Here is a 13,267-nt window from a genome sequence, read left to right as displayed (position 1 = left end):
CTCACTCGGATCCCGAGGCCGGGCGAGGGCGCGCCGGCACCCCGTAGACCAGCGTCTCCGGCGGGACGTCGCGGGTCACCACAGACCCGGCGCCGGTTTTGGCTCCGCGTCCCACCCGCACCGGGGCCACCAGCATCGTGTCGCTGCCGATGAAGGCCCCGTCCTCGATCACTGTGGGATGCTTGCGCACCCCGTCGTAGTTGCAGGTCACCGTCCCCGCCCCGATGTTCACATCGGCGCCCACCGTGGCGTCCCCCAGGTAGCCGAAATGGTGCATCCGGGTCCGCGGGCCGACGACGCTGTTCTTGATCTCGGCGAAGTTCCCCACCCGCACCTCCTCCGCCAGCCGCGTCCCCGGGCGGAGATGGGCGAAGGGCCCCACGTGGACGCGATCCGCCAGCACGGCGCCCTCCACGACCGACGCCTCCACCACGCAATCATCCCCGATCACCGCGTCCCGCAGGATGGTATTGGGCCCGATGCGACAGCGGCGGCCGATCCGCGTCTCCCCCTCGATGTAGGTGTCGGGGTAGATCACCGTGTCCGGGCCGATGACCGCGTCCATCCCGATGTAGACACGCTCGGGGTCGATCAGGGTGACCCCCTCCAGCATCCAGCGGGTGTTGATCCGCCGGCGCAGGATCCGCTCGGCCTCAGCGAGCTGAACCCGGGTGTTGACCCCTAAGGCTTCCTCCGGATCCTCCAGGAGCACCGCCTCCACCGGCTCGCCGTCCGCCGTGGCCAGGGCGACGAGATCCGTGAGGTAGAGCTCGCCCTTCACCGGGCTGGGCTGCAGCCGGGCCAGGGCGGGCCAGAGCCAGGCCGCCCGCACCGCGTAGACCCCCACGTTGATCTCCGAGAGGTGTTGCTCCTCCGGGCTCGCCTCGGCCTGCTCCACCACCCGCACCACCCGCCCGGCTTCATCCCGGACCACCCGGCCGTAGCCGGTGGGATCCGGGAGTCGGGCGGTGAGGAGGGTGAGCGTGGCTCCCTGCGCCCGGTGAGCCTCCATCAGGTGCCGGTAGGTTTCGGGACGCACCAGCGGGAGATCCGCATAGGTGATCAGGAGGTCGGAGGCCTCCTCCCGCAGGAGCGGCTCGGCCCACCGGACGGCGTCGCCGGTGCCCCGGGGGACCGGCTGCAGGACGAAGCGCACCCCCGGGCCGGCCGCCTCCCGGACCAGGTCCGCAGCCGGTCCGATGACCACCACGGGAGGATGGGGCGATCCGGCCGCCCGCAGGGCCTCGATGCTGTGCCGGATCATCGGGCGGCCGGCCAGGGGATGGATCACCTTCGGCCGCTCGGAGCGGAAGCGGGTGCTGAACCCCGCCGCCAGGATCACTCCCGTCCACGTCATCGCCAGATCCTTTCGGTTTGCTTTCAGGGGGACATCCTCCTCGCCACCGCGTTCCCGGTTGCGGCGCACCGGCGCGGGTCCGTTCTCCCCGGATGCCTCACCGCGGCCGGGCGCGCCGCTGGCCGACCCAGTAGCCGATCGCGCCCCCGGCCAGCAGCAGCGCGAGGAACCCGGCGGCGAGCAGCAGCGCCTCCCCCAGGCGGGTGAGATCGAGGCCGGAGGCGCTCGCCGCGGCAGGGGCCGGCGAAGGGGTGGGGGCCGGGGACGCGGCAGCCGGGCGGAGCCCGAAGAGCAGGGTCACTTCCGCGTTCCATGGCAACCAGACCTCCCGTCGCGGGGAGCCGGAGGCCTGGTAGCCGGCCGGATCGTCCAGGGCGAGGAGATAGTAACCCGGCTCCAGATCCCGGGCGCAGGCCGGCTGGCCGGCCTGGGAGATCAGAGTCTGCTGAAAGCCGCGCCCGTTCACCAGGGCGATGCGCACCCCCGCGATCCAGGGCTCCCCCTCTTCCTTCTGGTCGTTCCCGTTCCGATCCTCGAAGGCCCCGGTGCACAGCGCCCCCGGCTGGCGCGCCACCGGCGCGGGCGTCGGCGAAGGAGCGGCCGGGGCAGCCTGCGGCGGCCGGATCAGGAGCTCCTGGCCGACGATCAGCAGGTCCGAGTCCAGCCCGTTCAGGGCCCGGATCTCGTCTACGGTGGTGCCGTAGAGCAGGGCGAGGCCGAAGAGGGTGTCTCCCTCCTGCACGGTGTGGACGATCGAGCCATCGGGGCGCGGGGTGGCGGTGACCGCCGCCTGGGCCAGGGCCCGGGGTCCGGAGCCGGCCAGACCGGCCACTGTGAGGCCCATCAGGGCGAGCCCGATCCATGCCGCGAGCAGCCAGCCAGCGGTTCGACGCATCGATCTTCCCTCACCTTGGGCTGAAGAAAGGGTGCAGCGGGGGCATTTTAGCAGAAGCCGGAACGGGGGGAAAATCCATGGAGGATTCCGGCGTTGCCTGCGCAGCGGGGAGCCTTTCGATGGACGGAGGCGCCATGCACTGGTCGATGGTGGAGGGGACGCCGCTGGGGACGCTGTGGGTGGTGGCGGGGGCGCGGGGCGTGCGGCGGGTGATCTTCGGGGAGGACGCCGCTTCAGAGTGGGCGGCCCTTCAGGCGGCCCACCCCGAGCTGATCCGATGGGACGAAGGCTTGGCCGCCCAGGCCATCGCCCAGATCCTGGAGTATTTGCGGGGGAAACGGAAAACGTTCACCGTCCCCCTGGATCCGGAGGGCACGGCCTTTCAGCAAGCAGTCTGGCGGGAGACGCTGCGCATCCCGTATGGGCAGACGATCTCGTATGCGGAGCTGGCGCGGCGCATCGGGCGGCCGGGGGCGACCCGGGCCGTGGGCCAGGCCCTCGGGGCGAACCCCCTCCCGATCCTCATCCCCTGCCACCGGGTGGTCGCCTCGGACGGGAGCCTGGGGGGCTACACCGGGGGGCTCTCCCTCAAGCGATGGCTCCTCCTGCTGGAGGGGAGTGCAGGAGCCCTCCCCGCGCAGAAGCGCTGACACCTCCGTCCCGGGGGTCCGGGCAGGCGCCCCCTTGGGGCGTTTCCATGCTGCTCCCCCGCGGCCGGGAGAGGCGAGCCTCCGGGCCGCCCCTCCCGGCCGAAGTTCCCCGGGTTTATCCTTGCGGCGGGCGATTCGAGGACCCGTTGTTCCCACCCGCGACGGCCTGCCGGACCTGGTGATAGAGCTCCTCCAGCCGCTTGGGCAGCTCCCGGGGCGGGATCGGGCCCAGCCAGCAGGCATCGGCCTCCACCTCCTGGCTCCGCCGCCGGATCAGGCCGTCCATGTAGTAAACCGCGATGGCCACCACGATGTCCCGGGTCTCCGGGTTCGACTTGATCCGGGCGCAGAGCTCGAAGGGATCGCCATCCGGCAGCTCCTCGCCGATCAGCACGATGTCCGGATGGCGCGCCGTCACCTGCTCCAGGGCATCCGCCATCGTGCCCGCCTCCAGGATCTCCCACGGCACGTTGCGCAGGCCGATGCGGTAGAGCAGCCGCATATCCGGGTTTTGTTCCACAATCAGGAGTCTCATCGCCCACCTACGCGAACAGGTAATCGGGGAAAGGGGTCTCGTCCCGGGCCGCCCGATGCTCCAGCCACCGGGCCGCCGCCGCGGCGAAGCCGGTCAGGTCCTTCGCCCGCACCCGGAGCAGCCACTGGCGCTCCTCCTCAGTGAGGTCGTAGCGGGCCAGCACCTCCGCCCGGCGGGGGCCCAGCAGCTCCTCGCGGATCCGCTCGTCGATCAGGGCCCAGCCCACCAGCTCGTCGATCGCCGCCGCCGACATGGTCATCGCTCCTTATCGAGGAATCTCTGCAGGACCGGGAATCACGAAGGACTGTCGCCACCCGCCGGCGGGTTGGCCAGCCGGAAGACGGCCCCGACCAGCCAGACCGCGAGCAGGGCCAGGCGGAACGCCTGGGGATGGGTCATCAGCCAGGTCGCCAGCGCGAGCCCACGGGCCTTCATGGCGCTTCCTCCCGAAAGGATTCTGGCTCCATCGTAACGAGGGCCTCTCACGGAACTCTCACGGGGATGGGCAGGGATTTCTGACGAATCAAGGGCGCGGTTAAGGGATTCTGTCAGGGGTTCGGGGCTCAAACGGGGGGCGCCCGCGCCGGCGGGCGAGGAGAGGGCGGCGCGATGGGCCAGGCCCTTCGATCCCGCACCGGTCGATCCCCCTCGCCGCGTCCGGGGGCCGCCTCCGGGGGAAGGGCGGATCACGGGCGGCCGGTCGGGCTCCGGGCGCGGCGGATGGACTCATACAGGGCCTGGGCCTCCGGGGAGGGCCGCAGGCCCAGCTCCCGCTCCAGGCGGGCCGCATACTGCCGGTAGAGATCCAGGGCGGCGCCGGGCTGGTCCAGGGCGAGGTAACAGCGGAGGGCCCCCAGGCAGGCGGCCTCCAGGTAAGGGTCGGCCTGCAGGGCCTGCTGGAACCAGGCCAGGGCCGCCGCCGGCTCCCCCGCCGTCAGGGTCGCCTCCGCCAGGGTGAGGAGGGCCTCCAGATACTGGGCCCGCAGCCGCTCCCGGCGCTCCACCGCCCACTCGGCGTTCCAGCCGCTCAGGTAGTCCCCCCGGTAAAGCTCCACGGCCGCCCGCAGATGGGAGAGGGCCTCGGGGGTCCCCCGGGCGGCCCGGGCCTGCCGGAGGTGGGCCTCGAAGATCTCCACGTCATACCAGTGGGGCTGGCGGCGGTCGAAGGCGTAGCGGCCCTCCCGGAAGACCAGGACCTCCCGCTTCAGGATCCGCTTGAGGCGCCACTTGGCCGAGTGGAACTGACCGGTGAGGCGGGCCGGGTCGGCGTCGGGCCAGAGGGCCGCCCCGATCTCCTCCCGGGTCGCCGAGCCCACCGAGAGCATGAAGAAGAACAGCTCCCAGGCCTTGCGGCCCTCGGGCCAGGCCACGCGCTGGCCCTCGATCCACACCTCCCCGGGGCCGAAGGCCCGGATCTCCATAGGGGGCGAGGCGGCCCGGGCGGAGGCCCGGCGGGACCGCCCAAGCCGGCGCAGGGGGTCCCAGATGCGGGGCCACTCCACCCCCCGCCGCCCGGCCACGCGGAAGAGCCGGTCGGCCCGCCGGAGCTCCGGGAGCAGGGGGGCGACGAGGAGGTCCGGCCCGTTGAGCCGGGCCGCCTCGGCGAGCTGCTGGAGGGCGTCCCGCTGGCGGTGGGCCAGGAAGTAGGCCCGGGCCATCAGGAAGTGCCCCCACACCCGGGTGGGCAGGTCCGCCCCCTGCAGGCGCTCCAGGGCCGGGGCCATGCGGGAGAGGCCGTCCAGGGCCTGCCCGGCCTCCACCTCGGCCATCCCCCGGGAGAGGGCGGCCACCGCGGCCAGGGTCTGCACCCCCAGGCGGGTCGCCATCTCCGCCGCCTCCCGCAGGGGGGCGAGGGCCTGGCGGGGCTGCCCCTTCAGCCGCAGGGCCCGCCCCAATCCCTCCAGGCCGTAGGCGGTGAGGTAGGCGTTGCGGATCTCCCGGGCGATCTCCAGGGCCGCCCGGTAGGCCGCCATGGCCTCCTCCAGCCGCTCCTCGTCCCGGGCCAGGTCCGCCAGGCCGATGAGGAGGAAAGCCTCCATCCGCCGGTTCCCCACCTGGCGGGCCAGCCCCAGGCCCTCCTCGTAGTAGCGCCGGGCGGCCTCGAACTGGCACCGGGCGTAGGCCGTGTAGCCCAGGTTGTTCAGCAACACGATGAGAGGACGGGGGTTCTCTAAGGACCGGGCCAGGGCCAGGGCCTCCTGGAGGTAGAGGTCCATCTCCACCAGCCGGTCCTGGGCCCGCAGGGCCTCGGCGAGCTCGATGAGGGTGTTCACGAGGTCATAAGGGGCCTCCAGGGAGCGGAACAGGGCCATGGCCTGGCGGAGGTCCTGCTCGGCCTCCCGGGGGCGGCCCTGGGCGAGGCGGGCGAAGCCCCGCGGCCGGTGGGCGGCGGCCAGGGGGTGGGTCCACTCCGGCCGGCAGGCGGCGAGGGCGGCCTCGGCGGCGGCGAGGGCCTCGGCGTGCCGGCCCATCAGGTTCAGGGTGGAGGCCCGCTGGATCTCGATCTCCACCCGGACTTGGTCGTCCCCCGGCCCGCAGGCCGCCGCGGCCTGGTCCAGGAGGTGGAGGGCGGCCTCCGGCCGGCCGGTATCGGCGAGCATCTTGGCCTGGTAAAGCAACAGGCGCGGGGCCTGCCGGAGGCGGGCGGGGGGCAGGGCCCGGAACCACCGGCCCAGGGTCTCCAGGCGCCCGGCGGCGAAGACGCTGCGCACCGCCCCCTCCATGGCCTCGACGGCGGCCTCCAGGTCCCCGGCCTCTAAGAAGTGAGCGACGGCGGCCTCGGCGTCGCCGCGGTCGGCGAACCACCGGCCCGCCCGCTGATGGAGGACCCGGTAACGGGCGGGGTCCCAGGAGCGCAGGCGGAGGTTGAGGAACTCCCGGAAGAGATGGTGATAGCGATACCAGGGGCCCTCCGCGGTGGTCTCGACCTGGATCAGGAAGAGCTGGCGGCGGTCGGCCTCCTCGATCCAGCGGGCGGAGTCGTCCCGGGCGCGCACGGCGTTGCAGGCGGCGACGTTGAAGAGGGGGAGGATGGCGGTCTCCAGGAGGAAGTCCTGGAGCTCGGGGGGCTGGCGGCGCAGGACCTCCTCCTCGAGATACCGGTAGAGGGCGCCGGGCTCGCCGGGCCGCAGGGGGCGGTAGGCCCCGGTCTCCCGCAGGTGCTCCACCAGGAGGAGGATGGCGGTGATCCACCCCTCGGTCTCCTGGGCCAGGGCCCGGGCTTCCTCCTCGGAGAGCTCCATGGCGTAGTGGCGGGCGAAGAGGGTGCGGACCTCCTCAGGGGTGAAGGCGAGGTGGCGGGCGCCCAGGCCGGTGGCCTGCTGGCGGGCGACCAGGGGGGTCATCGGGAGGCCGTAGGGGCCGCGGCTGGCCAGCAGGATGTGAAGGTGCTCGGGGGCGCGCTCCAGCAGGTGGCGCATCAGGATCTGGATGCCAGGGTGCTCGGCCACCATATGGTAGTCGTCGAGGATCAGGGCGAAGTAGTCGGGGATGTTCTCGAGCATATCGTTGATCATGGCGGTGGCCACCGTCTCCGGAGGGGCGCCGGCCCGCAACACCCCCAGGGTGAGGCGGCCGAAGGCAGGGAACCGCTCCCGGAGGGACGCCACCAGGTGCTCCACGAAGCGGTGGAGGTTCCGGTCCGTCTCATCCAGGCTATACCAGGCGACGGGGAGGTCGGTGTCGTGATAGAACTGGATGAGGAGGGCGGTCTTTCCGTAACCGGCCGGTGCGGAGAGCAGGATGAGGGTCTTATCGATGTTCTCGTGCAGGAAGTTGAGCAAGCGAGGACGCTCCAGCAGCGGCCCGCGCCGCACCGGCGGGTAGATCTTGGTTCTGGCAATGGGGAGCTCCGCAATCATGGCACCCCCCTGCGCTCCGGCAGGCGGAGCCCAGCGGCTTCCCCCAACCCCCGCCGGGCCCCGCCCGGAAGACCCCTCTCCCGCGCCCCCTCCCGGGCAGCAGCCTCCCGTCCCATAAAGTTGGAGCGATGTTGGTGCTTGAAGTATAACCGGGAGCTCGCGGATCGGCAAGGTGGGTGGCCTGCGGGCCGGCGCTCAGCGGGTGACGCAGGCGCGGACGTGGTTGCTCTCGGTCTCGTTGCCGGCCTTGTCGTAGGCCTTCACCCAGAACTCGTGGCAGCCCAGCAGGCGCTCCCGCTCCACCCGGTTGAAATACCACTTCGCGTTGAAGGGCGGCGCATCGCGCACGGCGAAGGGCTGCCCGTCGGCGTAGAACTCCACGCGGTCCATGGCGTAGTTGTCCGAGACCTCGGTGACCACGCTGATCCATTCCTCCGAAAGCTTATACGTCTCCCCCTCCCGCGGATACACCACCCGCACCGTGGGTGGGGTGCGGTCCACGGTCACCGGGACCACGGCGGTGTGCACGCTCCCGTCGTGGCGGACCACGGTGAGCTGCAGGGTGTAGAGGCCGTCGGCGAAGCCGGAGGTGTCCCAGTTCTCCAGGAGCCCGTTGTCCACGGCGTTGCCGTGCTCCGGGCCGATGGGGATCCAGGCGGTGGGGTTCAGGCCGGCCCCCACGGCCAGCCGGTAGAAGGCCACATCCCCCCGGGCGTTGCCGAGGATGGGGACGATCCCGCGGACGTAGGCGTAGGGGGCGGGGTTGAGGATGGCGACGTCGCCGGCCGGCTGAGCGAACTGGGTGTCGTATTCCGTGGGCGGCTGGGGGATGCCGGCCTCCCGGGCCCAGCCCAGGGCCTCCGGCGGGACCACCAGGAAGACCTTCTCCTCCACCTTGTCTGGAGGCGTGCTGGCGGTGGCCAGCTTGCCGGTCTCCCGGTTGATACGGAAGGCCTGGTGCAGGTCGCAGATCTCTTGAGGTTCCGTCCCCGGGATGAACAGCTCCTTCACCGTCGGGCAGTAGGGGCCGGGGAGCTTCCCGGAGACGGCGCAGATGGTCTTCTCGATCAGGCCGGGGGGCCGCTGGAAGGGCTCCACCGGGAGGTCCCGGTGGGCGTATTCCATCACGTCGTGCCAGATGGGGGCCGCCCCAGCGATCCCGGAGACGTTCCGCATCGGGCTGTTGTCGGTGTTCCCCACCCACACGCCCACCGCCAGCTGCGGGGTGTAGCCGATGGTCCAGTTGTCCCGGAAGTCGTTGGTGGTCCCCGTCTTCACCGCCGCGGGCCGGGAGAGCTCCAGGACGTTGCCGCGCCCGAAGGCCTCCCAGCGGGCGGCCTTGTCCGAGAGGATGCTGGTGATCAGGTAGGCCACCCGCGGGTCCAGGATGGCCTGGACCTCCGGCTGGCGGTATTCCCAGAGGACCTTCCCGTCGGGGGTCTCCACCCGGAGCACGGGGACCGGGTCCAGCTCCCGGTAGCCGGGCCGGCGGCGGTCTTCGGGGACGGGGGCGCCGGCCATGAAGCCGTTGTTGGCGAAGACGCTGAAGGCGTAGACCATGTCGATCAGGCGCACCTCGCCGCCGCCCAGGGTGAGGGCCAGGCCGTAGTAATCCAGGCCTTTATCCAGGGTGGTGAGTCCCATGCGGTGGGCGAGGCGGATGACGTTGGCGATCCCGGCCATCTGCAGGGCCTCCACGGCCGGGATGTTGTAGCTGCGGGCCAGGGCTAGCCGCATCCGCTGGGGGCCATGGAACTTGCGGTCGTAGTTCTCCGGGGCGTAAGGCGGCATCCCCGGCCCCTGATCGAAGGTCTTGGGGACATCCCAGAACAGGTGGGAGGCCGGCACGCCCTGGCTGAGCAGGGTGGCGTAGGTGAAGGGCTTGAAGGCGGAGCCCGGCTGCCGCAGGCCGTCCACGGCCACGTTGAAACGGCCGTCGATGGATTCGTCCCAGTAATCCACGCTGCCGACCATGGCCAGGATCTCGCCGGTCTTCGGCCGGATGGCCACCAGGGCCCCGTTGGTCACATTGCGCTTTTCCGCCTTCAGCTTCTCGACGTGGCGGCGGACGGCCTGCTCGGCGTATTGCTGGAGGTCCCAGTCCAGGGTGGTGTAGACCCGGAGCCCGCCACGGTGGACCAGTTCGGGTCCGAAGCGCTCCTCCAGCCAGCGGCGGACGTAAAGGGAGAAGTGGGGGGCTTTGATGTCGAAACGCGCGGCGGGCTGGCGTCGGATCTGGAGGGGCTGGGCCTTGGCGGCCGCGGCCGCCTCGGGGGAGATGTAGCCCTCCCGCACCATCGCGTCCAGCACGATCTCCTGACGGCGCTTGGCCTCCTGGGGGGCGTCGATGGGGTTCAGGCTGGGGAACTGGGGGATGGCGGCCAGCATGGCGGACTCCGCCAGGTTCAGCTCCCACACGTGCTTGCCGAAGTAGATCTGGGAGGCGGCCTCCACCCCGTAGGCCAGGTTCCCGTAGAAGTTCGTGTTCAGATACATTTCCAGGATCTGATCCTTCGAGTAGCGGCGGGAGAGCTCCAGGGCCAGCAGGATCTCCTTGAGCTTGCGGGTGTAGGAGCGCTGGTAGCGCTCCTGGGGATCGATCAGGGTGTTCTTCACCAGCTGCTGGGTGATGGAGGAGCCGCCCTGGACGACCTCGCCGCCGGTGCGCAGGTTGATCCAGAAGGCCCGCAACAGGCCGCGAGGGTTGATCCCCGGGTTCTCGTAGAAGGAGCGATCCTCGATGGCGATGGTGGCCTGGCGCAGGGCCAGGGGGATCCGCTCCAGGGGCACCCAGGTGCGGTCGCCCCAGGTGGGGTCGATCACCTCGTAGAGGAGCACGCGGCCGGTGCGGTCGTAGATCTTGGTGGTCTCGAAGGCTCTGGCGCTGGCCTCGATGCGGGCGGGGTCGGCCTGGCGGATCAGGCTGACGTAAAGGGCGGCAGCCCCGGCCGCGCCGGCCGCGCCGAACAATCCCATCCCGGTGAGGCCGAAGATCCCCAGCGCCAGCGCCAGGCGGACCCATCGGGCGGCCCCCTGGTGGCGGCGGGCCCGCCGCATCCGTCGTCGCTCCAGCAGCCAGCTGAAGTCCCCGGGTCGAAGGGCCATCGCATCCCATCCTCTCTCGCAAAATGCGGGAACGCTTCCGCTCAGAACACCCATCAGGGGCTTCCGGGTTTCTGCATCCCGCTCCCCTCGCATGGATCATTCTACCGCACAGGCGAACGGATGCCCCATCCGGTTCCGGCCAGTTCCGGCCAGGGCCGGCGGGGTCCCGGCCGCGCTATAATGAAAGCGGGGCCTCGGCCCGCGCTCCGCATCGGTGCGGACCTCCGGGCCCGCTGGATGTTCACCACCTTTCCAGAGGGGGAAGGCCATGAGCGGCCGCTATGCGTTCTTCAAAGGTCGCATCGTGCCCATCGAGGAGGCGGTGATCAGCGTGCGCACCCACGCCTTCAACTACGGCACCGGCGTCTTCGAAGGGATACGGGCCTACTGGAACGAGGAAGAGCAGCAGCTCTTCATCTTCCGGCCCCGTGAGCACTACGAGCGACTCCTCGCCTCCGCCCGCATGCTCCTGATGAGCTTCCCCTACACCCCCGACGACCTCACCCGCATCACCGTCGAGCTGCTTCAGAAAGAGGGCTACCGGGAGGACGTCTACATCCGCCCCATCGCCTACAAGGCGGACGAGGTCATCGGGGTCCGTCTGCACAACCTCAAGGAGGAGCTGACCATCTGGACCACCCCCTTCGGCCACTACATCGAGCGGGAGGCGGCCCACGTGATGGTCTCCTCCTGGCGGCGGATCAACGACAACGCCATCCCCGCCCGCTCCAAGATCACCGGGGCCTACGTGAACTCCGCCCTGGCCAAGAGCGAGGCCATGCTCAACGGCTTCGACGAGGCCATCGTGCTGACCGAGGACGGCCACGTGGCCGAGGGGAGCGCCGAGAACCTCTTCATCATCCGGAACGGCGTCCTGATCACCCCGCCGGTGACCGATGAGATCCTGGAGGGGATCACCCGGCGCACCATCATCGAGCTGGCCCACAACGAGCTGGGGATCCCGACGGTGGAGCGCCACATCGATCGCACCGAGCTGTATTACGCCGACGAGATGTTCCTGTGCGGCACCGGCGTCCAGCTCGTCCCGGTGGTCTCAGTGGACCGGCGGCCGGTGGGCAACGGGGAGATCGGGCCGATCACCCGGCGGCTCCATGATCTCTACTTCGATGTGGTGCGGGGGAAGGTGCCGAAGTATCGGAGCTGGTGCGTCCCGGTCTATGTGCCGGAGCCGGTAGGGGCCGCCCGCGGATAGGCGCGGGCTCGGGCAACCAGGGCCGGAGGGCGCCCGGGAGCCCCTCCGGCCCTTGATTTTCTCTCTTCTAAGGAAAGGGCTGCTCCTCGGCGGGCCCTATGGCCGAGGATCCTCCAGGTAGCGCACCAGCAGCCGCACCCCGAATCCGGTCCCTCCCTTGGGTATGTAACCCCGGGCCTTCTCCGCCATATCCATCGGGGCGATGTCCAGATGGGCCCAGGGGACGCCCTCGGGGGCGAACTGCTTGAGGAACATGGCGGAGGTCCCCAGCCCACCGTAGCGACCCCCGCTGTTCTTGACGTCGGCGACGTCGCTCTTGATCCGCTCCAGGTAATCCTCCCACAGGGGCATGCGCCAGAGCCGCTCGCCGGTGGCCTCGGCGGCCCGCAGCAGCGCAGCGGCCAGCTCCTCGTGGTCCGAGAACAGGGCGGCGGCCACATCCTGGCCCAGGGCGATGATGGCTGCCCCGGTCAGGGTGGCCACGTCGATCACCGCGCGGGGCGCGTAGCGGGCGGCGTAAGAGAGGGCATCCGCCAGGATCAGCCGTCCCTCGGCATCGGTGTTCACGATCTCGATGGTTTTGCCGTTGAGGGCCCGCAGGATATCCCCGGGCTTGTAGGATTTGCCGGAGGGCATGTTCTCGCAGGCGGGGGCGAGGGCCACCACCGGGACCGGCAGCCCCAGCGCGGCGGCGGCCAGGGTCGCCCCGAGCACCGCGGCCGCGCCGGCCATATCCCCCTTCATCGTGAGCATGCCTTCCTCGCTCTTGAGGTTGAGCCCGCCGCTGTCGAAGGTGATCCCCTTCCCCACCAGGACCACTGGCCGCTCCAGGCGGCCCTCCGGCGCGTATTCCAGGATGATGAAGCGGGGAGGCTCCTCGCTGCCGCGGGCCACCGCCGTGAGGGCTCCCATCCCCAGGGCGGTGATCTGGTGCTCATCCAGGACCTGGACCCGCACGCCGACCTCGGCGGCCAGCCCGCGGACCTCCTCGGCCAGCCGGCGAGGCGTCATATCGGAGCCCGGCTCGTTCACCCAGTCCCGCACCCGGTTCACGAAGCGGGCGAGGGTCTCGGCGCGGCGGGCGCCTGCGGCGATGGCCGCTTCCTTGGCGGCGTCGAACTCCACCAGCAGAAGGGTCTCCGGCCCTGATCCTCCGGCGTTCTCCTTCTTTCGCTGGTAAGTGTAAAGGCCCAGCAGGACCCCCTCCACGGTGGCCTGGGCGGCTTCCTCCGGGGAGAGCCCGCCCCGGCCCGCTCCGTGGACCACCGTCGCCAGGGTCCGCACCCGCAGGTCCCGGGCGCGCTGGGCCGCGGCGGCGGCCGCGTGGCGGACTTTTTCGGCGTTAAAAGAAGCCTCCGGGCCCAGCCCGACCAGGATCACCCGGGGCGCGGGGATGCGCCCGTCGGTGTAGAGGACCAGGGTCTCTCCCAGACGGCCCCGAAAGTCCCCGGCGGCGAGCACCCGCGAGATCCGACCCTCCAGGGCGCGATCCACGGCCGCCGTGGCCCCGCCCGGCGTCGTCACGCCCTCGAACAGGTTCACCACCACCGCATCCGCCTCCACCTCCTGAACGGCTCCGATCCGAACTTCCACGCGCATGGGCATCCCTCCCGTGTATGCCAGGTTCGGAGGGAATTATAGTGCGGGAGGAG

The 13,267-nt window shown here is 71.0% G+C and carries 10 protein-coding genes; 2 read left to right on the top strand and 8 right to left on the bottom strand.

Annotation, left to right across the window (positions count from 1 at the left end):
• Position 1: 1 nt before the first annotated feature.
• Together glmU and KNN16_RS10035 are read right to left on the bottom strand one after the other, a co-directional pair.
• Positions 2-1,357, bottom strand: a complete 1,356-nt coding sequence (gene glmU / locus KNN16_RS10040) for a bifunctional UDP-N-acetylglucosamine diphosphorylase/glucosamine-1-phosphate N-acetyltransferase GlmU (protein WP_303896710.1) — start codon at positions 1,355-1,357, stop codon at positions 2-4.
• Between the two features lie 97 nt (positions 1,358-1,454).
• Positions 1,455-2,252, bottom strand: a complete 798-nt coding sequence (locus KNN16_RS10035) for a LysM peptidoglycan-binding domain-containing protein (protein WP_303896709.1) — start codon at positions 2,250-2,252, stop codon at positions 1,455-1,457.
• A gap of 134 nt (positions 2,253-2,386) precedes the next feature.
• Here KNN16_RS10035 and KNN16_RS10030 point away from each other — a divergent pair, with 134 nt between their 5' ends.
• Positions 2,387-2,902, top strand: coding sequence for a methylated-DNA--[protein]-cysteine S-methyltransferase (locus tag KNN16_RS10030; protein ID WP_303896708.1), 516 nt, complete (start codon positions 2,387-2,389; stop codon positions 2,900-2,902).
• A gap of 115 nt (positions 2,903-3,017) precedes the next feature.
• Here KNN16_RS10030 and KNN16_RS10025 read toward each other — a convergent pair whose 3' ends face one another.
• The 5 genes from KNN16_RS10025 to KNN16_RS10005 form a co-directional block, all read right to left on the bottom strand.
• Positions 3,018-3,437, bottom strand: a complete 420-nt coding sequence (locus tag KNN16_RS10025; RefSeq protein ID WP_303896707.1) for a two-component system response regulator — start codon at positions 3,435-3,437, stop codon at positions 3,018-3,020.
• 7 nt (positions 3,438-3,444) lie between these two features.
• Positions 3,445-3,690: a hypothetical protein gene (locus KNN16_RS10020; RefSeq protein WP_088571851.1), complete on the bottom strand. Its 246-nt coding sequence runs from the start codon at positions 3,688-3,690 to the stop codon at positions 3,445-3,447.
• Between the two features lie 41 nt (positions 3,691-3,731).
• The gene (locus KNN16_RS10015) at positions 3,732-3,872 is read right to left on the bottom strand and encodes a hypothetical protein (protein WP_303896706.1); all 141 of its coding nucleotides are present in this window, start codon (positions 3,870-3,872) and stop codon (positions 3,732-3,734) included.
• A 251-nt stretch (positions 3,873-4,123) separates the two neighbouring features.
• Positions 4,124-7,297, bottom strand: a complete 3,174-nt coding sequence (locus tag KNN16_RS10010) for a tetratricopeptide repeat protein (RefSeq protein ID WP_303896704.1) — start codon at positions 7,295-7,297, stop codon at positions 4,124-4,126.
• A gap of 195 nt (positions 7,298-7,492) precedes the next feature.
• The gene (locus KNN16_RS10005; RefSeq protein WP_303896703.1) at positions 7,493-10,402 is read right to left on the bottom strand and encodes a penicillin-binding protein; all 2,910 of its coding nucleotides are present in this window, start codon (positions 10,400-10,402) and stop codon (positions 7,493-7,495) included.
• 268 nt (positions 10,403-10,670) lie between these two features.
• Between KNN16_RS10005 and KNN16_RS10000 the strand changes: the two genes are divergently transcribed.
• Positions 10,671-11,615 (top strand): branched-chain amino acid transaminase, encoded by a 945-nt coding sequence (locus KNN16_RS10000; RefSeq protein WP_299287267.1) that lies wholly within the window; start codon positions 10,671-10,673, stop codon positions 11,613-11,615.
• Between the two features lie 96 nt (positions 11,616-11,711).
• Here the strand turns inward: KNN16_RS10000 and KNN16_RS09995 are convergent, their stop codons facing one another.
• Complete coding sequence (locus KNN16_RS09995) at positions 11,712-13,214, bottom strand: leucyl aminopeptidase (RefSeq protein ID WP_303896702.1); 1,503 nt, start codon at positions 13,212-13,214, stop codon at positions 11,712-11,714.
• Positions 13,215-13,267 lie beyond the last annotated feature (53 nt).

This window comes from Thermoflexus hugenholtzii (assembly GCF_018771565.1).
Taxonomy (GTDB): Bacteria; Chloroflexota; Anaerolineae; order Thermoflexales; family Thermoflexaceae; genus Thermoflexus; species Thermoflexus hugenholtzii_A.
This window is presented reverse-complemented; position numbering and strand designations above follow the sequence as displayed.